General features: G+C 41.4%; 19 protein-coding genes. 4 read left to right on the top strand and 15 right to left on the bottom strand.

Annotated features, from left to right (window positions below):
- Positions 1-1,314, bottom strand: a complete 1,314-nt coding sequence (locus tag ES017_RS11930) for an ammonium transporter (RefSeq protein ID WP_021094113.1) — start codon at positions 1,312-1,314, stop codon at positions 1-3.
- Between the two features lie 322 nt (positions 1,315-1,636).
- Positions 1,637-2,578, bottom strand: a complete 942-nt coding sequence (locus ES017_RS11925; protein ID WP_244463837.1) for an endonuclease I family protein — start codon at positions 2,576-2,578, stop codon at positions 1,637-1,639.
- A 370-nt stretch (positions 2,579-2,948) separates the two neighbouring features.
- Between ES017_RS11925 and ES017_RS11920 the strand changes: the two genes are divergently transcribed.
- Positions 2,949-3,875 (top strand): MBL fold metallo-hydrolase, encoded by a 927-nt coding sequence (locus tag ES017_RS11920; protein WP_171335114.1) that lies wholly within the window; start codon positions 2,949-2,951, stop codon positions 3,873-3,875.
- 71 nt (positions 3,876-3,946) lie between these two features.
- Here the strand turns inward: ES017_RS11920 and ES017_RS11915 are convergent, their stop codons facing one another.
- Positions 3,947-5,713, bottom strand: a complete 1,767-nt coding sequence (locus ES017_RS11915) for an ABC transporter ATP-binding protein (protein WP_171335112.1) — start codon at positions 5,711-5,713, stop codon at positions 3,947-3,949.
- The gene (locus ES017_RS11910) at positions 5,710-7,464 is read right to left on the bottom strand and encodes an ABC transporter transmembrane domain-containing protein (protein ID WP_368737192.1); all 1,755 of its coding nucleotides are present in this window, start codon (positions 7,462-7,464) and stop codon (positions 5,710-5,712) included. Before ES017_RS11910 ends, ES017_RS11915 begins: the two co-directional genes overlap by 4 nt.
- A gap of 179 nt (positions 7,465-7,643) precedes the next feature.
- Between ES017_RS11910 and ES017_RS11905 the strand changes: the two genes are divergently transcribed.
- Positions 7,644-8,864 (top strand): NAD(P)/FAD-dependent oxidoreductase, encoded by a 1,221-nt coding sequence (locus ES017_RS11905; protein WP_171335111.1) that lies wholly within the window; start codon positions 7,644-7,646, stop codon positions 8,862-8,864.
- A gap of 9 nt (positions 8,865-8,873) precedes the next feature.
- Here ES017_RS11905 and ES017_RS11900 read toward each other — a convergent pair whose 3' ends face one another.
- The 3 genes from ES017_RS11900 to ES017_RS11890 all read right to left on the bottom strand — a co-directional run bounded on the left by ES017_RS11900 (position 8,874) and on the right by ES017_RS11890 (position 11,871).
- Entirely contained in the window at positions 8,874-10,184 is a 1,311-nt protein-coding gene (locus ES017_RS11900) for a glycosyltransferase family 4 protein (RefSeq protein WP_171335110.1), read from the bottom strand.
- On the bottom strand, positions 10,181-11,272 hold the full coding sequence (locus ES017_RS11895; RefSeq protein ID WP_171335109.1) for a CotS family spore coat protein: 1,092 nt from the start codon (positions 11,270-11,272) through the stop codon (positions 10,181-10,183). The genes ES017_RS11900 and ES017_RS11895 overlap by 4 nt, the downstream gene beginning before the upstream one ends.
- A gap of 104 nt (positions 11,273-11,376) precedes the next feature.
- Complete coding sequence (locus tag ES017_RS11890) at positions 11,377-11,871, bottom strand: glutathione peroxidase (RefSeq protein ID WP_171335108.1); 495 nt, start codon at positions 11,869-11,871, stop codon at positions 11,377-11,379.
- Positions 11,872-12,004: 133 nt separating this feature from the next.
- Between ES017_RS11890 and ES017_RS11885 the strand changes: the two genes are divergently transcribed.
- Together ES017_RS11885 and ES017_RS11880 are read left to right on the top strand one after the other, a co-directional pair.
- Positions 12,005-12,850, top strand: coding sequence for a carbon-nitrogen hydrolase family protein (locus tag ES017_RS11885; protein ID WP_171335107.1), 846 nt, complete (start codon positions 12,005-12,007; stop codon positions 12,848-12,850).
- An 11-nt stretch (positions 12,851-12,861) separates the two neighbouring features.
- Positions 12,862-13,524: a GNAT family N-acetyltransferase gene (locus tag ES017_RS11880; RefSeq protein ID WP_021094124.1), complete on the top strand. Its 663-nt coding sequence runs from the start codon at positions 12,862-12,864 to the stop codon at positions 13,522-13,524.
- A gap of 82 nt (positions 13,525-13,606) precedes the next feature.
- Here the strand turns inward: ES017_RS11880 and ES017_RS11875 are convergent, their stop codons facing one another.
- From ES017_RS11875 to ES017_RS11840, 8 genes are all read right to left on the bottom strand, one after another.
- The gene (locus ES017_RS11875) at positions 13,607-14,044 is read right to left on the bottom strand and encodes a DnaA N-terminal domain-containing protein (protein ID WP_235045429.1); all 438 of its coding nucleotides are present in this window, start codon (positions 14,042-14,044) and stop codon (positions 13,607-13,609) included.
- A gap of 49 nt (positions 14,045-14,093) precedes the next feature.
- Complete coding sequence (locus ES017_RS11870) at positions 14,094-14,339, bottom strand: YuzB family protein (protein WP_021094126.1); 246 nt, start codon at positions 14,337-14,339, stop codon at positions 14,094-14,096.
- Between the two features lie 73 nt (positions 14,340-14,412).
- On the bottom strand, positions 14,413-14,931 hold the full coding sequence (locus ES017_RS11865) for a hypothetical protein (RefSeq protein WP_021094127.1): 519 nt from the start codon (positions 14,929-14,931) through the stop codon (positions 14,413-14,415).
- A 4-nt stretch (positions 14,932-14,935) separates the two neighbouring features.
- The gene (menC, locus tag ES017_RS11860; protein ID WP_171335106.1) at positions 14,936-16,057 is read right to left on the bottom strand and encodes an o-succinylbenzoate synthase; all 1,122 of its coding nucleotides are present in this window, start codon (positions 16,055-16,057) and stop codon (positions 14,936-14,938) included.
- 57 nt (positions 16,058-16,114) lie between these two features.
- A complete protein-coding gene (locus ES017_RS11855) occupies positions 16,115-16,822 on the bottom strand; it encodes an ABC transporter ATP-binding protein (RefSeq protein ID WP_021094129.1) in 708 nt (235 codons plus the stop codon).
- 12 nt (positions 16,823-16,834) lie between these two features.
- Positions 16,835-17,611, bottom strand: a complete 777-nt coding sequence (locus tag ES017_RS11850; protein WP_021094130.1) for an ABC transporter ATP-binding protein — start codon at positions 17,609-17,611, stop codon at positions 16,835-16,837.
- Positions 17,592-18,878 (bottom strand): branched-chain amino acid ABC transporter permease, encoded by a 1,287-nt coding sequence (locus ES017_RS11845; RefSeq protein WP_021094131.1) that lies wholly within the window; start codon positions 18,876-18,878, stop codon positions 17,592-17,594. Before ES017_RS11845 ends, ES017_RS11850 begins: the two co-directional genes overlap by 20 nt.
- A gap of 9 nt (positions 18,879-18,887) precedes the next feature.
- Positions 18,888-19,874, bottom strand: coding sequence for a branched-chain amino acid ABC transporter permease (locus tag ES017_RS11840; protein WP_021094132.1), 987 nt, complete (start codon positions 19,872-19,874; stop codon positions 18,888-18,890).
- Between the last annotated feature and the right edge of the window lie 56 nt (positions 19,875-19,930).

Below are 19,930 nucleotides of genomic sequence, written 5' to 3'. Positions count from 1 at the left end.
TCATAACGAACGAGATGAAACAACGGTTGGTGGTTGTTGATAAGTCGGGTCTAAATGTTCTGGATACCCGTATGAACCATGCTCACTAATATCAAGTCCAGAAATTTCTTGATCAGGTGTCACTCGCAAACCGATCGTCTTTTTCAAAGCATATAAGATTATAAACGAAACAACCGCCACATACACTGCTGCACCTAAAACACCAATCGTTTGAACAAGAAGCTGATCCACTCCTCCGCCATAAAACAACCCCGGTTTTCCAATTCCTGTTTTTTCTACAAGGCGTGGCGAAGCGAAAAAGCCAGTTGAAATCGTTCCAACAATGCCGGCTATCCCATGAACAGAAAATGCGTAAATCGGATCGTCAATACCTTTTCGTTCAAAATATACAGACGTCCAAAATGTAAATGACCCCGCAACAGCACCAATAACTGCTGCCGCCCACGGCTCAACGAACGCGCATGCTGCTGTAATCGCAACGAGTGCGGCTAATACGCCGTTGACCATCGCAGGAATATCCGCTTTCCCAACAAGCCATTTTGCTGTCAAAATCGAAGCGATCGCTCCAGCTGCTGCTGCAATATTTGTTGTTAACGCAACATAACCGAAAAATCCATCTGCTGTTCCCATTGTACTTCCTGCATTAAATCCAAACCAACCAACCCATAAGACGAAGCCACCAATAACGGTATATACTTGGTTATGGCCTGGAATGTAGTTAGGTGTCCCATCTTTGTTGAATTTTCCAATTCGTGGCCCTAGTAGCAACGTTGCGACTAATGCGGCAATCGCGCCTTGTAAATGAACAACTGTTGAACCTGCAAAATCTTGCATTCCCATTTCACCAAGCCAGCCACCTCCCCATACCCAATGACCGATGACAGGGTAAATAGCGACGGTAAAAATCGTTCCGAAAATAAAGTAAACAGATAATTTCGCTCGTTCAGCGAATCCTCCCCACGCAATCGCTAAAGATACCCCAACAAAAGCAAGCTGGAATAAAAATTTTAACTCAAGTGGCACATTCGCCCATGAAAGTGAGGAGAACGTTTCTGTTCCTTCCTTCAAAAACCATCCTTCTGTACCAATGAATCCATTTCCTTTTCCAAATGTAATGGCGAAACCTGCTGCCCAAAATGCAAGTGAGGCAATCGCAAAACTTAATATTTGTTTTCCGGCGACATGACCAGCGTTTTTCATCCGTGTCGAACCAGCTTCTAACAAAGCAAATCCGACTTGCATCCCAATGACTAAAATAGCTCCTAACATGACCCAAAGCGAATCAAGCGCCAAACTCAACTGTACTTCATTCATTCTCATCTCTCCTTTATGTCATTTTTTATAACATTTATGGTTATAATATATTACACAAAGAGATAGAAATGCAACATTTTTTTGAAAATTTTTATTTATACGTTACTTTTTATAACATAGAAAAAAGAGTGCCTCGTTGGAGACACTCTTTATAACTAAATAAGAAACATCGCAACCACTGTCGTTACAGTTAACCCGATAATAACTGGCACAACATTTCGTCTTGCTAATTCAAATGGGCTGACACCGCAGATGGCAGCGTCTTCCCCTTTTCATAAACTGTAATACAGCATATGAAAAAGAGTGGGATGTGTGCGAACGCCTAACCACTTTTACGTCCAATGAAAAAATGAAGTTGGTCAACAAGATACGGTTTATCTATGAACGGATTGCGATTTCCTTGAATACGAAAAATAGCCGCGTTACGATGTTTTTCATACATTGTAACAGGAAACTGTTTATGCCATTGAATAAGCAACGAAATGTTTATTTGATCAATAAACGGTTGTTTGATCGCTCGCGGATAACGAACGAGGAAATACAACATCGCTCGCGCCACCGCCCCTTTTCCGTGTTCAGGCTCAAAATATTCTCCGTATGCTACTCCACAGTCATTTTGAACCATTTCATAAGGGGACTCTGGTTCATAAAATGGAAAATCTGCATAAGGAAAATTCGAACGGATCGAATTACAACGTGGTTCACAAACGAATAAGTGATGCAAATCTCCTTTCATCGGCTCTTTCGCCCCAAACCAAGATTGCGGAACGACATGCTCGGCATTAAATTTGAATTGTCGATCGACCATTTTCATCTTTTGTTCAAGATCGAGTTCACCTTTTTTTGCTTTTTTCACAAGTTGAATAAATTGTTCATATCGCTTTTGAATCGTCTCATAGTCTTGTAAAATAACCGTGCGCGGATCTTTCTTTTTTCCTGAATAAATACTTTTTACTGTTCCATCCGGCTGCAAATCAACCCATGTGTACAAATAGTAATCTTTGCTTAGAAAATAAGGGATGCGGCGTATATGTGTCCGCTTGATTAAATCGTGATATGCTCGAAATAAAAACGTTCCGTCCGTTTGATCATGAATATGCTCATAATATCGTTCAATAATGCGCGCCTCTTCTTTTTCGTTATAATATAAATCGTTTTGCTGATGAATTTTTTGTTGGTTTTGAATTAATTCTTGTAAAATCTCTTCTTGTTTTTCTTCCCAATGCTTCAACTGTTCCGCATGTTGAAGTACAACATCTTCCACCTTTCTTCTCCCCAATCATTTTTTTACTATAATGTATTCATATATGATCCATTATGACGCGGCCATGTCATCTTCTTTCGCTTCATATTATCCATTATAGTTAATATGTGAACAATAAAAAATAGAACTGAACATATGTTATGCCCAGTTTCTTCCCCCTCGTTCAACACATATTTAACAATTTTTTCTTTGGCTCTGATATATTTTAAACTTCACTACGACAAGATGCGGATGTTTTGCGGATGACTTGCTTCATTTTCTCATTGTCAAGAGAAACATTTTCATACGAACAAAAAAATTAAAGAAATCATCGTGTATACTTATATATACTGAATGCTCAAATGAAACACCCATATTGGAGGAGAAGAAAATGGGAAAACGATATGAAAATTTAGATGGGGTATGCACAACAAAAACATTTGCTGATTTACGGCGTTGGTATGCGGAAAGAAGACAAAAAAAGAAAGACTGGTCATACACTTTGCCTCGTGAATATATTGACTCTTCTTTGCTACATACAAATAAAAACCAAACGTTGCTCACATGGGTAGGGCATGCGACATTTATTATTCAAATAAATGGCTTAACCATTGTTACAGATCCGGTTTGGGCAAAACGATTAGGAACGATTCGCAGACTAACTGATCCGGCCATTCCGATTTATGATGTACCTCCTGTTGATGTCATATTAATTTCTCACAGCCACTATGACCATTTACATTTCTCAAGCATAAAACAGTTAAAAGGAAATCCTCTCATCCTCGTTCCAAGCGGGTTACGTTCTTCCTTTCTAAAAAGAGGGTTTGAACGTGTCGTGGAATGCTGTTGGTGGGACACCGTTGTTGAACAAAATGTTTCGTTTACGTTCGTTCCAGCACAACACTGGTCAAAGCGGACACTATTTGATACGAATACATCCCATTGGGGTGGATGGGTCATTGAAGCAAAAGAAAAACCAACGTTTTATTTTGCTGGAGATAGTGGATATTTTCGCGGATTTCGCGCGATCGGGGAGCGTTTCCATATCGATTATGCGTTGTTGCCTATTGGGGCATATGAACCAGAATGGTTTATGGGGCCTCAACATGTGACACCAGAAGAAGCTGTACAAGCATTTGTCGATTGCCGTGCAAAAACATTTATTCCGATGCATTACGGTACATTTCCACTCGCTGACGATACACCAAAAGAAGCGCTAGATCGCCTATATGCCGAATGGGAACGGCGCAACTTTCCAAGCGAGCAGCTATGTGTACCAAAACTAGGGGAAATCATTTATTGCAAAACCGCCACTTAATATGGCGGTTTCGACAAATGTGCTTGACAAACAATTGTGCTTGACAAAACTAAAACAAGCTTCAGAAACTTTTATATACACACATCTTCGGTTAACCCATTTTGCAAGACGTACATCCGATAATATAACCCTCGTTTTGCAAGCAGCTGTTGATGCGTGCCGCGCTCAACAATTTCACCTTGATGCAAAACGAGAATTTGATCGGCATCTTGAATCGTTGATAAGCGATGGGCAATCGCAATCGTCGTTCGCCCTTTTCTCATCTTTTCGAGCGCTTGTTGAATGGCTTCCTCTGTTTCTGTATCGATATTTGCCGTTGCTTCATCAAGCACTAATATTTTCGGATTGATTGCAATCGTACGAGCAAATGCAATGAGTTGACGTTGGCCACTCGAAAACGTCGTCCCCCTCTCTGTCACGGGATGATCGTACCGTTTTGGCAATTTTTCAATAAACGAATGGGCTTGAACAAATGCCGCAGCTTGTTCTATATCTTCATCTGTCAAACGTTTATGATGAAGTCGAATGTTATCTCGCACCGTCCCATAAAACAAAAACGGATCTTGAAGGACAAGGCCGATATTTTTTCGCAATTCTCTTTTCGGATATGCTTTAATGGAATGTCCATCAATCAAAATGTCACCGCGTTCAAACTCGTAAAAGCGCATGAGCAGTTGAATGATCGAACTTTTTCCGCTTCCTGTATGACCGACGAGCGCAACTGTTTCCCCAGGTCGAGCGATAAACGAAATGTTTTTTAACACGTCTCGTTTTCCATCGTAACTAAACGATACATTACGAAATTCCACCGTTCCTTTTTCAATAACAAGTGGTTGCTCATATTGTTTCGGTTCTTCTTCTCGTTCATCTAACAATTGAAACACGCGCGACGAAGCAACGAGCGCTTGCTGAAACATCGATAAACGCATCATCATTTGGTTAATCGGTTCAAAAAAACGCTCTAAATAATTGACGAAGGCGTACAACACACCGATTTCAACCGGACTTTGAAAAGAAGAGATGCCAAAATAACTTAAAACGACAATAAGCGAAAACACATAAACGACGTCTGTCGCTGGACGAAGCAATAAACTATCAAGTTTAATATTTTTCATTGCCGCTATATAATGTTTTTCGTTAATGTCTCCAAATTGCTCTCTCATTCGCTTTTGTTGGCGGAACGCTTGGATAATCGCCATACCTTGAAGCGACTCATTTAACTTTGCATTTAGCTGGCTTAACCGCTCACGCAAATCGCTATAAAACACCGAGCTATACTTTCGATACGTACGAATAATGATATAAATAACCGGTAAAATCACTAAACAAAAAGTAGCTAAACGAACATCGAGCAAAAACATCGCAACGAATACACCGACTAAGAAAAAAGCACTTTGGATAAATGTGACGAGCACTTCAACAAACATTTCTTTAATCGCTTCCGTATCATTTGTCACTCGCGATACGATACTTCCCGCTGGTGTCCGATCAAAATAGCGCATTCCTAACGATTGTACTTTAGAAAAAACATCGATACGAAGTTGTTGAATAATTTTTAGTGCAATTTCTTGAAACTTTAACAATTGAAAATAAGATAGAACGACTTTCCCAATGTGAATCGCGATGTAAGCGGCTGCCAATCCGATCATTGCTTGAAGCGGAAATGTCATATGTGTTAAGTAGTCATCAATAAACACTTTTACAATAATCGGACCGAGCACTTCGCCCGCAGTCGTTAAGGCTAAAAGAAAAAAAGCAAAAAACAGCGACTTTCGATGCGGTATCGCATAGCTCATGAGCCGCATAAACACTTGCCGTTGATTCATATTCGATCTCATTGTACACCTCCACGTTCCACAAACTGTTCAAGCTGTTGGCGAACGTACATATCTCGATACCAACCGTCTTTGGAAACAAGCTCTTCGTGCGTACCTCGCTGAACAATGTTTCCATCTTCAAGCACTAAAATTAAATGCGCGTGTTGAATAGCACTTAACCGATGCGTCGCAATAATCGTCGTTTTGCCTGCCCGATTTTCTTTCAACGCTCGTAAAATGCGCTCTTCCGTTTGAGCATCAACAGCGGATAGTGAATCGTCTAAAATAAGCACTTCCGGATCAAGGAGCAATGCACGCGCAATCGATAGCCGTTGCTTTTGTCCTCCAGATAAAGACACACCTCTTTCACCAACAACTGTTTCGTACCCTTCTGGAAACTGTACAATATCATCGTGCACTTGAGCGAGTTTGGCAACATGCTCTACTTCTTCTTGACTCGCATCTGGTCGAGCAAAAGCAATATTGTCACGAATGGAGGCAGAAAAAAGAAAATGATCTTGTGGTACATAACCAATGGCTTCGCGCAATCGTTCTAACCGATATTGTGTAATGGAATGTCCGCCAAAATAAACGTCCCCATCCATTCCAACAAACTCGCGCAATAATACTTTTAAAAGCGTTGTCTTTCCGGCTCCTGTTTTCCCAACAATCCCTAACGTTTCTCCTTTTTTTAACGTAAACTGAATGTGCTGTAATGTTGGCTTCGTTTCATTCGGATACGTAAAGGAACGAATGTCGTACGTGATGTGGCCTGTCGGTACTTCATCAAGTAATCCTTCATTTTCTTGTATATCTGGTTTTTCACGCAATAACGAGGAAACACGGTCATACGAAGCGCGACCGCGTTCGACAATATTAAATAGCCATCCGAACGCTAACATTGGCCAAATGAGAAGTCCTAAGTACATCGTAAAAGAAACGAGTTGCCCAATTGTCAACTCTCCTTGAACGACAAAACGAGCACCAAAAACAATCGCTAAAAAAAACGACACGCCGACAATGAGCGAAATCGTTGGATCAAACAATGAATCAATGCGAGCAACCGCCATATTTTTTTGAACGACGTCATCCGCTTGTACTCGAAACGATTCGATTTCTTCTTTTTCTTGTCCGAACGTTTTTATTACTTTCATGCCCGCAATGCTTTCTTGCACTTTATCGTTTAAAGCAGAAAATGCCTCTTGCGCATGATGAAAACGTTGATGAAGCAACGACCCGTAATAGCTTGTTAAATAAGCCATAAGCGGCATTGGCAATAAACAAATGAGCGTCAGTTTCCAGCTAATCGTAAATGCCATCGTCGCAATGACAAAACCCCCGATGCATAGTGAATCGACAAGCGTTAAGACGCCAACACCCGCTGTTTGCTGAATCGCTTGTAAATCATTTGTCGCATGTGCCATTAAATCACCGATGCGGCGGTTTTGGTAAAATGACGGAGACATCGTTGTAAAGTGACCGTACAGCCGATCGCGCAAAAGCCGAGCAAGCTTCGCTGCTGATCCGAAAATCATCGTCCGCCAAACGTAACGACAACCGTACATACAAATCGCTACACCTGCGAGCAAGCTTAACCACGTAGCGAGCTTTTCTTTCGTCAGTTCCCCCGCTTTTACAGCATCAACAACGTGCCCAATCACTTTCGGTGGGACAAGCTCAAGCAACGATACAATCGCAAGCAATATAATTCCGATCATATACGCTTTTTTTTCTTGCTTAAAAAACCACATTAAGTCCAAAAATACTTTCACATTCCATCCCTACTTTCTCACATGCCCATTGTCGTTCCGTCCTATTTTATCAAATATTCCAAAAATAAGAAAGCTTTTTGCTATGTCAATATATAAATCCCATTGTTGTTGTCGCATACTTTTACATATGCAGGTCAATCTAAAAAAGACCAGAACAAAAAAGAAAGGTGGCTATCGCAATGGATTTACAAACAGGAAAGTTATATTGGCCAACGACATTTCCCGATGCTCCTTCGTATCCCCCTCTTGAGAACGACATACAATGCGACGTGTTGATTGTCGGAGCGGGCGGTTCAGGAGCGTTATGCGCCTATTATTTAAGTGAAACAAATTTAGACGTTGTTGTGGTCGATAAACGAAAAGCAGGATACGGAAGTACGATGACAAATACAGCACTGATTCAATGTCTCGGGGATAAAATGTTTTTTGAACTCGTTAACAGCTTTGGCGAAACGTATGCCGCACGTCATTTAACGCTTTGTCAACAAGCCGTCGATGAACTTGAACGGGCAGCAAATTGCTTACATATCGATGTAGAATTTCAAAGAAGGGATAGTTTGTATTATGCAAGCGTGGCCGAAGATGTCCAAAAGCTTGAAAAAGAATATACGGCGTTAAAAAAACAAGGCTATCCTGTTGTCTGGTTGAATGAACAACAAATTCGTAGCCATTACCCATTTGCAAAACATGCTGCTTTATATACAACGGGGGATGGAGAATTAAATCCGTATAAATTGACAATTGGTTTATTGGAATATGCAAAACAACGTGGCGTGCGTATTTTCGAAGAAACAGAAATCAACGGAAAAAAACTCGAACAACATATGGCAACATGTTATACGAAAAATGGGCATTCCATTCGAGCTCGGAAAGTCATTTTTGCCGCAGGCTACGAAACGTTAGAAGTGAAACAAGAAAAAAAAGCGTTACTCGTTAGTTCGTATGCGGTTATTACAAATCGAGTTGAAGATTTTTCAAGTTGGTATAAACGAACGCTCATTTGGGAGACAGCCCGTCCGTATGTATATATGCGAACAACGGCTGACGATCGCATTATTATCGGAGGGCTTGATGAAAATACAGCGTATGCGGATGATCGCGACGCTAAGCTTATGCATAAAAAAGAACGACTGATCGAGGAATTTCATCGACTTTTCCCCGATATTCGCGTCGTTCCTGAATTTTATTTAGCTGCCTTTTACGGTGGGACACATGATGGTCTTCCGATGATTGGTGTGTACGATTCCTTTCCAAACTGTTATTTCGTCTATGCTTACGGAGATAACGGAACCGTGTATAGCACAGTCCTTGCTCAAATTTTACGCGACGTCATTACAGAAAAACAAAACGATGACTTTTATTTATATATGCAAACAAGACCGAAACTCCCACAAACATAAGTGGGAGTTTTATGTCGTAATCGCCCATACAAATGCTTTTTTCCTTTTTTTATTCAACACCACTTCTTCTTGAATTGGCTGTAAAGATGGTAAAACTGGCTCGGTCGGCTGTTTTTCAACGACTTGCTCAACGATTTCTTCAACAGAAACAGTTGCTTGTATTGGCGAAAGCTCAGTTTGTTCGACATGTTGCCATACACGGAGTAGGTCTGATGCCACCCGCTCCCAACGATAAAGTGATGTTGCTAATTTACGCCCGTTTTCCCCCATTTTTTTCATTAGCGTACGATTGGACAACACATATGCCATTTTTTCCACAAAGTCTTGCGGATCTTCTGGTCTTTCGACAACAACACCATTTTCATTTGGAACGATGACCTCTGGATTGCCACCACGAGCAGTTGTAACAATCGGAAGCCCGGCTGCCATCGCTTCATAATGAACGCGAGCAAGCGGCTCTTGCCATTGCGACGTACAAACAAATAAATCAGCTGCGGCAAACCAATGTTGAATTTCATTTGGCGGCACAAATCCTGTCGCCACGACAGGAATAGGTAATCTTTTAGCTAACGAACGAACGTAAGCAATATAGTCCGTCGTCCCTTCTTCACTAAACCATTTGCTTCCGACGATGACGAGCGCTAAGTCGTTAAATCGCTTCGCAAGTTCCGGCAACGCTTGAATCAGTTTGTCAACCCCTTTATTTGGCGACAAACGCCCAGCAAATAAAATGACTGTTTTTTGATCGATCCCATGCGCCTGACGTAGTTTCTTACGAATCGGTGCCATATTCGGATGATTCCCTGGTAAAAATCGATCGGAATCGACACCTGAGTAAATCGTCCTCAATTTTCCCTCTGCTTCTGGATATAGGTCGCGAATGACTTGACCGATATAGTCGCTAATAGTGACAATCGCACATACTTGCTTCACGACTTCCTCTGCTTCTTCACGATTGATTTTCGTAGGTTGAAACATATCGTTATGCATGCTCAGCGTAATTTTTGCATGAGGAGCAACTTGACGAATTGGTAAAACGAGACGTGGGCGGTTAAAAATGTGGATAAGATCGAACGAATGAGCTTGCACGTATTGAACGACGTGTTCGAGATATATGTCAAATATCCCACCCGGAACGCGTACATAATGAATGCCGTCGATCGTTTCTTCATTTGGCAGTGTTTCATGTTGTACACCTAATACCGTAATACGATGTGCGCGGTGAAGATGGGGGAGGATGCCAGCAATATACGTTTGAATCGCACCACCGAGCACGGGAGGAACAGGTAGTTTTTCTGTACAAATCATTAAAATGTTCATCTGTTTCCGTTCTCCTTCCAATCGTTTTCAATTTCCGCAAGAACCGGCCATTTCGTTTCATCCGTTGCAACAATGATCTCAATGAGTTGCATCGTTTGTTCCGTTAAAAATAACTCTGGCTCATATACGACTTCTTTTAAGTTTTTGTAAAATTCATTCGGAAGTGACAAATCAATCATCAATATGTCATATAATGAAGCGTCAATTGGATTGGCTTCATGATATGCTCGAATCATCTCTCGCACCCATTGAGCGTCCCAACGGTATAAATCAGCCATCGTACCGGAAATCAGTTTTCGTAAATCTCGAATGGGCAAATCGTACGCGACACCATCTAAATCGATAATCCACATGCCATTCGCACCCATTTGTCCGTTCGACCACCCATAATCTTGATGCACTAATCCCCATTCACTATGTCCAAGTTCAACTAATTGGTCATACGGAGATTGTTGTAGTCTAGTGAAACTTTCGCGCGCCTGCGCCTGAAAGCGGTCGACAACTTCCAATAACATCGCGCTTGCAGGCATCTCTTTATACGCCTTCGCTAATTGGCGAAACCAGTCCATTTTGTTTATTGTTTTTTCGTACGTTTTCGGCCATTTATACAGCCGGGACGCGATTTCTGCTCCTTTTGGAGGAACGTATCCTTTACTTAAACGATGAAATTTACCAAGTGCATAACAAAGCTGTTTTGCCCCTTCTAAATCTTTCGTTACAGGAAATAACGGCTCGATCCATTCCGCAACAAACCATAGCTTCCCTCCAGCCTCCACATAATCCGTTCCTTCTTTCGTTTGAACAATCGGTGGGACATTTGCTTTTTGCACATCGACTAAATATCGCTGAGCGCCAAGGCTAAACAAACTGCGTGTTGGACGACGATGAAGCAATTTTAAACTTTTTGGCCCTTTGTTCGTTTCTAACTTCCAAATGGCTCCTCCTTTGTCCGGTTTCGTCGTGACGACTTGCCTACTTTGAACAGATAAATCATAATGACGCAAAACATCTTCTGCCATTTGTTCAATATAATCCGGTACGAAAAACTCATGCATCGTTTCATCTACGATCCAAGGTTCAATGAACATATAACCCCTCCTATTTGGCGTCAATCTCTACTATCTCAGCATATGCACTATACAAAAATCGGTATAGACAAATCGATTACGCCCAACAAAAAACCGTCTCTTTTTCATTCAGAGACGGGTTCATGAAGCAACGATTCAATATGTTGTTCAAGCTCGAACGGCTTTGTCGTTGGGGCAAACCGCTCAACAACTTGACCTTTGCGATCAACTAAAAACTTTGTAAAGTTCCATTTCACCGCTTTCGTTCCTAACACACCTGGCGCTTGTTCCGTTAAGTAAATGAAGAGCGGATGAGCGTTTGGACCGTTTACGTCTACTTTCGCAAACATCGGAAACGTCACACCGTAATTGAGTTGACAAAACTGTGAGATGTCATCCTCTGATCCCGGTTCTTGATTTCCGAATTGATTGCACGGAAAACCGAGCACAACAAAGCCTCGTTCTTTATACTTGTCGTACAATTGTTGCAATTGTTCGTATTGTGGCGTCAACCCACATTTGCTTGCTGTATTGACGATTAATAATACTTTTCCTTTATACTGCGCTAACGATTGCTCTTCCCCTTGAATTGTACGTACATGAAAATCGTAAATACTCATTTCACATTCCTCCTTTAACGCTATTGTAACACATGTATTTTGTTTTCTACACAAACGATGCTTCGATTCAGACAAAATAAAAAATTTTCGTTATAATAATGGGGAAAAAATACAAAAAAGAAGGTGAGTTTCATTGAAAATGCGCGTCAGTGCGGTTCAGTATCATTTACATACGATTCCATCATTTGAACAGTTTGCAAAACAAGTCGAACATTATATAAAAACAGCGCAAGAATTCGGTGCTGAGTTCGTGCTCTTCCCTGAGTTTATTACAACACAACTTATGTCCATTGGAGATGGAATAACAATTGAAGAGCTTCCAACGTTTACAGACGCCTATCGCTCATTATTTTCAACACTTGCGAAACAGACGAATATGCATATTATTGGCGGGACACATGTCATAAAAAAAGAGGATCGACTATATAATGTCGCTCATTTATTTTATCCCGATGGAACGATTGCTGAACAGGCAAAGTTACATATTACGCCGACGGAAGTGAACGAATGGAATATGCATGGCGGCGATTCATTACATGTGTTTCAAACAACAAAAGGAACGATTGCGATTTTAACATGTTATGACATTGAATTTCCTGAAATTGTACGCATGGCACGTGCAAAAGGAGCGGACGTCATTTTTTGTCCGTCGTGTACCGATGATCGCCACGGATTTCATCGCGTACGCTACACATGCCATGCTCGTGCGATCGAAAATCAAGTATACGTCGTCACGACAGGGACAGTCGGGTCGTTGCCAACCGTTGATTTTATGCGCGCAAACTTCGGACAAGCAGCGATCATTACACCGAACGATATTCCGTTCCCACCACGCGGTGTTTTAGCCGAAGGAGAAATAAACGACGATATGATTATTACAGCTGATCTTGATTTACAGCTTCTTTACGACGTTCGCGAGCGTGGATCGGTAACCACTTGGCGCGACCGTCGCACAGATTTATATGTAGATTGGACATAAGGAGGAAGACAATGTATAAAAAGCAACTTTACGTATTTCATGATGATCGTCCTATTCCTGCACTCATTCGCAACTATGAAGAAAAAGATATCGATGCGTTAATTCGGATTCAACAAGAAAGCTTTCCACCCCCTTTCCCATCTGAACTATGGTGGAATAAAGAGCAGCTCATGAATCATATGACACTTTTTCCAGAAGGAGCGTTATGTGTCGAAATTGACGGGGAAGTCGTCGGATCGATGACCGGTTTAATTGTGAACTACCATCCGAACGACGCCGATCATACGTGGGAGGAAATAACGGACAACGGATATATTCGCAATCATAATCGAAACGGCAATACGTTATACGTCGTTGACATCGGTGTGCGTCCAGCATATCGCAAACTCGGGTTAGGAAAATGGCTCATGCAGTCGATGTACGAAGTTGTCGTCCATCAAAAGCTTGAACGGCTATTAGGTGGGAGTCGAATGCCAGGGTATCATCGATATGCCAATGAAATGACTGCCGAACAATATGTAGATGCAGTTATAAACGGAAAACTCACAGACCCTGTTATTACTTTTTTACTTCGCTGCGGTCGCACGCCAGTGAAGGTTGTCGCTAATTATTTAGAAGATGCCCAGTCGTGCAACTACGCTTTGCTTATGGAATGGCGCAACCCGTTTTTATAAAAACTTATTAAATAAAGCGACAGGGTGCCTTAAGATACGATAACAAGCACCCTGTTCAATAGCATTGAGAATAAGTCTCTTTTTAATGAATATACGTTTTCTGTACAGGTTTCTCATCTGTTCCAAGCAGTCGTTCAAGAAAATCTGTCCGTTCGCGCAGTTGCGCCACTTCTTTTTCTATTTCTTCCATTTGCCGTTCCACTTTTGTGACGCGCGCTTCAAGATGCCACGTTTGTTTTTCGAGGGTAATCATGTAGTTCCACATACGCATAAATTGCTCATTAGAGAGTTCATGGGGTGCCTCTAACTTGACAACCACCCGTTTTCCGCAAACTTTTTCGATCGCTTGTTCAATGTAAGACATATACAACGTTTCAATCCAACTTTTTTGCATTGGGTTTGTGCAATGAATAGTGACCGTATGTTCTTCCATCGTCGCTGTCGTTCCTTCAATCCATGTTTCAAAAGCAAGTGAGGACATCATGCGAGATAACACTTGTTTGACTTCTGACCACATCATTTTCCCCCCTTTCACACATGAAATTAAACAAAAATAAAAAAATTCCTGCTTATTTTTCCCGAAACGTCCACCATTGTTTTGTCATTTCATAAGAAATACGATCATACAATTCGTCCGTCGTCGTCGCTTTTACAGCTTCTCCATCGATTAAAACGAACGGACAATGTTTGCACATTTTGCATTTGCCGATGCAATCTTTTCGCTTCACTTTCACATGTTTGAACGTTTGTTTTAAAAATTGATACAACGTTTTCGTTGCAAATTTATTCTTTTTACAAAAATATACTTTTTTCATTCAGCAACACTCCAAGTATGATAACTATAATCATTTTCACTTCTATCATACTTGGAATATCACATTCCTTCAATTATTTTTGTTCAGCATACAAAAGCAACTGTTCAAGCGAACGAATGATATATGGAATCATCTGTAATAAATCGTCAACATGGCTTTCGTTAATCGTACGTTCGAAATCAATCGTCACTTGATGAGTATATCGTTCATGTTTTGGGTATGTATACGTTAACGTTTGGATAACTGTGCGCTGTTCCCCCCAAATGCGCTTTAGCGCCTGTTCTACGGCTTGGCAATCGACATGTGTAGCTGAAAAAGAAAACGAAACCGTCACGGTGCAACCTGCGTTCGTGACATCTTCGTGTAACAACTCGTTTGCAATATGTTGGAGCGTCATTTCAAGCGAAATAGTACACGTCAATTGATGAGCATGACGCAATTGAAAAGAGAGAGCGTACGCGCGCGTAAATTTCGCTAAGTCAACGATGTCTGAGCGATCAATGATCGCAATGAGTTCATCATTTGTATCTAAATCGTAAACGGCTCCTTCAACAACTGTTTTTAAATTATCAAAAATCGTTGGGTCAAACATATCCTCATCCTTTCATACGGTTATATACTTTTGAACGAACGACACGCCTTTCAACTTCTTTCATATTCACTTCATAGCCTATACCAAGCTGTTTCGAAACGAAAATGCGTCCATGATGAACGGTAACTTCCGGATCAATGAAATCACGATCCCAATAATTTGCCGACGCAGCAGTATCGCTTGGCAAAGAAAAATGCGGAAGTGTTGCTAGAGCGATGCTATGCGCTCGTCCGACTCCACCTTCTAACATGCCGCCGCACCATACAGGAATATGATGTTTTTGGCATAAATCATGAATGCGTTTCGCTTCCGTTAACCCGCCTACTCGGCCAATTTTTATATTGATGATTAGACAACTTTGCAATTCAATTGCTTTTTTGGCATCTTCGTATGAACATATGCTCTCATCTAAACAAATCGGTGTGTTTAGCTTTGCTTGTAATTTCGCATGATCAACGATGTCATCTACAGCAAGCGGCTGTTCAATCATAAGCAACTCATAGTCATCGAGCGCTTGTAAGCGATCGATGTCGTGTAACGAGTAAGCGGAGTTTGCATCGACCATAAGCGGAACATTAGGGAAATGTTGACGAACGACACGAACGACATCCACATCCCATCCTGGCTTAATTTTTATTTTTACACGCCGGTATCCTTCCGCAAGCGCTTGTTCCATTCGTTTTAGCAAATTCGTTATTGGCTGAATACCGATGCTTATTCCAACTTCCACTTCTTGTTTTTCACCGCCGAGCGCCGCGCTTAATGACATCCTACGTCGTTTGGCGAACAAATCCCATACCGCCCCTTCAAGCGCTGCTTTGGCCATGTAATTGCGGCGAATCATCGAAAATCGGGCGTGCAGTTCATCCGGATGATAAACGGGTTCTTGAAAAAGAAGCGGAATTAAAAAATGTTCGAGCATATGCCACGTCGTTTCCAACGTTTCCTCCGTATACCAAGGGGCAGAAAAAGCAACACCTTCCCCCCATCCTCGCTCGCCATTTTCATCGATCGCTTCCACTAATAAAACGGGTCGCGTTTTCATCGTTCCAAAGCTTGTTGTAAACGGTGATTTTAATTCCATTTCTAAATGTCGCAATATCACTGTATCAATGTGCACATCCATCCCTCCGAAACAATTATACAAAAAGGCGCTAGCTTTTGTCGCCAGACGCCTTATGTTTCACCCTAAATATGCTTCTCGTACTTGTTCGTTTCCAAGCAGTTCTTTTCCTGTACCTGACATTGTAATTTCTCCTGTTTGAATGACGTAGCCACGATGCGCGATTTGCAACGCTTGAAACGCGTTTTGTTCGACAAGCAAAATTGTCATTCCCTCATCGTTTAACTCTCGAATAATGTGGAAAATTTGCTCAACGATAATTGGAGCTAATCCCATCGACGGTTCATCTAACATGAGCAACTTCGGTTTCATCATTAAAGCACGACCGATCGCTAACATTTGTTGCTCTCCTCCACTCATTGTTCCCCCTTTTTGTTGTAGACGCTCTTTTAGCCGAGGGAAATAATGAAAGACTCGCTCCATTCGTTCAGCTATTTCTTTTTTATCGTTCACCGAAAAGGCGCCCATTTCTAAATTTTCTTTTACCGTCAATCGCGGAAAAATTCTCCTACCTTCAGGAACATGGGCGATGCCTGCCAACGCGGTTACATGTGGTGGTGTGTTTGTCATGTTTTTTCCTTCGTATACAATGCTTCCGCTTTTCGCCTTCACTTGTCCGCTAATTGTTTTTAATGTCGTCGATTTTCCCGCACCGTTACTGCCGATTAACGTCACAATTTCCCCTTCACATACTTCTAAATCAATTCCTTTTAGCGCATGAACTCCACCATAAAACGTATGAACGCGCTCTAAACGCAACAAACTCACTCGCCATCCCCCCTACGATGCTGTTGTCGCTCCTTTTCCTAAGTAAGCTTCAATGACTTTTTCATTATTTCGAATGTCATCCGGCGTACCTTCAGCAATTTTTTCTCCATGATCTAACACAATAATATGTTCAGAAATTTCCATAACGAGCTTCATATCATGTTCAATTAAAATAATCGTTAGTTGCAATTGTTCACGCATATCATAAATAAGCTTAGTCAATTCCGCTGTCTCTTTCGGATTCATTCCAGCGGCAGGCTCATCTAATAGCAACACTTTTGGTTTCGTCGCTAGTGCGCGGGCAATTTCAAGTTTTCGCTGCGCCCCATAAGGTAAATTTTTTGCCTCTTCGTTATAAAGTGACTCCAAACCGACATATTGCAAAAGACGATACGCCTCTTGTTTCGCTTCTTTTTCCTCTTTGCGCATCAATGGAGTAGAAAGTATCATATGAAATAACCCGCTACGTAAATGCGTATGCATGCCAACCATGACGTTTTCTAATACGGTCATCGCTCCGAATAAACGGATATTTTGGAACGTACGCGAAATGCCTTTTTGTGCAACTTGATGGGGCTTTAATCCAACGAGCGACTCGCCATTTAATAAAATATCACCGCTCGTCGGTTGATACACCCCTGTGACCATGTTAAACAATGTTGTTTTCCCTGCACCGTTCGGTCCGATAACAGCTGTAATTGACCCTTTTTGTACATCCATATCAATATTGTTGTTTGCAATAAGCCCACCAAATTGCTTTGTTAATTGTTTAACCGTTAAAATAGACACCTTTTGCTCCCTCCTTTCCATCTGCTACGTTTGTTACACCACTTTTCAACTCTTTTTCATCAAAACGAGGATTTTTTGCCGGCAACAATCCCTGTGGACGATACAAGGCAAAGACAATTAAAATCAAGCCAAAAATAAACCGTTGCATTTTGGCTGGAGATAGCGCATCAGGAATGTGAACGACTCCGCTTAAACTAAGCTGGTTCAACCAGTTTGTTAATTCTGTAAGCACTTGAAGATTTAAAATCGTTACGAGCGCTGCACCGAGTATAACCCCCGGAACGCTACCCATGCCTCCTAAAATGACCATGACGAGAATTGTAATAGACTCGAGCAGTGTAAAGCTTGTTGGATCAACAAACGTCTGTTTTGCTGCAAATACAACCCCCATCATTCCTGAAAATGAAGCGCCAACGGCAAACGCCATCAACTTTGTACGGACGAGCGGAATGCCCATCGCTTGTGCGGCAATTTCATTTTCCCGCACCGCTTTCCATGCTCGACCAATTTTCGAATATTCTAAACGACGGACAATAAAAATCGTAAGCAACAAAATCACTAATACAACATAATAAAATTGACTCGGGTACATAAATTCAATCCCGAACAGTTTGGGCGGTTGAACAGAAGCGAGCCCCATCGCACCGTTTGTAATGTTAACTGGTTTATCCAAATTATTAAAAATAATACGAATAATTTCTCCAAATCCGAGCGTTACGATCGCTAAATAATCGCCTTTTACTCGTAACACCGGAATGCCGAGCAACACTCCAAATATCGCAGCAACAATACAACCGATGATTAAAAATATCCAAAAACTTTCCCCGGATAACGGATACTTTCCAAATGGCATAAAGTTGTTTGCTTGTGCTGTCGCGAAAATACCGTACGTATAGGCACCAATGGCAAAAAAAGCTACAAACCCTAAGTCTAAAAGACCGGCAAGCCCTACGACAATGTTTAATCCGAGCGCCATCGCAATGTAAATTCCGACTAACGTGGCCACTTCCATATATGATTGATAAGCTTCTCCTTGGCTTGCGGCTAGAGGCAATAGCACACTTAATACGAGAATGCCGATGACCCACTTCACACGATTCGAAAATGACGTAAAATATAAAAACAAAAGCGAGGAAAGCAAAAGCAAAAAAGCAACAACTGATTTTTGTGCTAAATATAAACTGATAAACGTGGTAGCAATATACACACCAATCACGGTCGCCTGAAGACGTTTATTTTTCTCCAATACGTTCAACCATTTTTTCATCTCGACCACCTACACTTTCTCAACCGACACTTTTCCGAATAGTCCTTCTGGCTTGAAAATAAGAACAATAATTAAAATAGAAAAAGCAAACACGTCTTTGTACTCCGCTCCTAATATTCCATCAGAGACAATCGGTAAGTTGGCCGCTGCAAACATTTCAAGTAGACCGAGAACAATGCCACCGAACATCGCACCGCGAATGTTTCCAATCCCACCTAATACCGCTGCGGTAAAAGCTTTCAATCCTAAAATGAAACCGATGTATGGATCAATCGTTCCATATTGAATCGCAAAAAGAACACCTGTTGCCCCGCCTAATGCAGATCCAATAAAAAACGTTAAAGCGATAACTTTATTGACATTTACACTCATAAGCGCAGCCGTTTCACGATCTTGGGCGACAGCACGCATCGCCATCCCCCACTTCGTTTTATTCACAAAAAAGTCAAGCGTCACCATCATGACAACAGCTGTAACTAAAACGATAAAGAAAGAGGACTTAACTGAGGCGTCATGAAATCCTGACCAAATAGAGGAAGCTGAAATGTTTACTTGTCCAGTAAACAAACTTGGACCAGTTAAAATGTAGTTTCCTTTCTTTAATTCTGTAATAAAACGAACAAAATCTTGTAATAAAAACGAAATTCCAATTGCTGTAATTAGTGTAATTAGTTTTGGGGCATTTCGCAACGGACGATAAGCAATTCGCTCAATGCCCATGCCGAGCAATCCCGTTACAATCGATGTCGCTACAAGGACGAGAAGCAACGCCAACAGCATCGGCATAGAAGATAGCCAGCCAAAAGCAGAAAATGATAATAAAAGCGCTGTCCCAACAAATGCACCTGTCATAAAAATTTCTCCATGAGCGAAGTTAATAAGTTCTAAAATTCCGTAAACCATTGTATATCCGAGAGCGACAATGGCGTATACAGCGCCCAATGCCAATCCGTCGATGATGACTTGGGGTAATGTTTGTAGCACATGTTCGATCATATGTAGTTCCTCCATTTCCTTGTCTTTTTCTAAAAACATGTAGCTTGTCCCTTTGC

It is taken from the genome of Anoxybacillus sp. EFIL (assembly GCF_013096955.1).
GTDB lineage: Bacteria > Bacillota > Bacilli > Bacillales > Anoxybacillaceae > Anoxybacillus > Anoxybacillus ayderensis.
This window is presented reverse-complemented; position numbering and strand designations above follow the sequence as displayed.

What these genes read in the sequence shown, in the direction of transcription:
- ES017_RS11880 (WP_021094124.1), top strand. Translation starts at nt 12,862, where the DNA reads ATGTATAAAAAGCAACTTTACGTATTTCATGATGATCGTCCTATTCCT.
- ES017_RS11865 (WP_021094127.1), bottom strand. Translation starts at nt 14,931, where the DNA reads ATGTTTGACCCAACGATTTTTGATAATTTAAAAACAGTTGTTGAAGGA.
- ES017_RS11930 (WP_021094113.1), bottom strand. Translation starts at nt 1,314, where the DNA reads ATGAATGAAGTACAGTTGAGTTTGGCGCTTGATTCGCTTTGGGTCATG.
- ES017_RS11845 (WP_021094131.1), bottom strand. Translation starts at nt 18,878, where the DNA reads ATGAAAAAATGGTTGAACGTATTGGAGAAAAATAAACGTCTTCAGGCG.
- ES017_RS11840 (WP_021094132.1), bottom strand. Translation starts at nt 19,874, where the DNA reads ATGATCGAACATGTGCTACAAACATTACCCCAAGTCATCATCGACGGA.
- ES017_RS11905 (WP_171335111.1), top strand. Translation starts at nt 7,644, where the DNA reads ATGGATTTACAAACAGGAAAGTTATATTGGCCAACGACATTTCCCGAT.
- ES017_RS11875 (WP_235045429.1), bottom strand. Translation starts at nt 14,044, where the DNA reads ATGATGTGGTCAGAAGTCAAACAAGTGTTATCTCGCATGATGTCCTCA.
- ES017_RS11915 (WP_171335112.1), bottom strand. Translation starts at nt 5,713, where the DNA reads ATGAGATCGAATATGAATCAACGGCAAGTGTTTATGCGGCTCATGAGC.
- menC (WP_171335106.1), bottom strand. Translation starts at nt 16,057, where the DNA reads ATGGATGTGCACATTGATACAGTGATATTGCGACATTTAGAAATGGAA.
- ES017_RS11890 (WP_171335108.1), bottom strand. Translation starts at nt 11,871, where the DNA reads ATGAGTATTTACGATTTTCATGTACGTACAATTCAAGGGGAAGAGCAA.
- ES017_RS11920 (WP_171335114.1), top strand. Translation starts at nt 2,949, where the DNA reads ATGGGAAAACGATATGAAAATTTAGATGGGGTATGCACAACAAAAACA.
- ES017_RS11870 (WP_021094126.1), bottom strand. Translation starts at nt 14,339, where the DNA reads ATGAAAAAAGTATATTTTTGTAAAAAGAATAAATTTGCAACGAAAACG.
- ES017_RS11900 (WP_171335110.1), bottom strand. Translation starts at nt 10,184, where the DNA reads ATGAACATTTTAATGATTTGTACAGAAAAACTACCTGTTCCTCCCGTG.
- ES017_RS11895 (WP_171335109.1), bottom strand. Translation starts at nt 11,272, where the DNA reads ATGTTCATTGAACCTTGGATCGTAGATGAAACGATGCATGAGTTTTTC.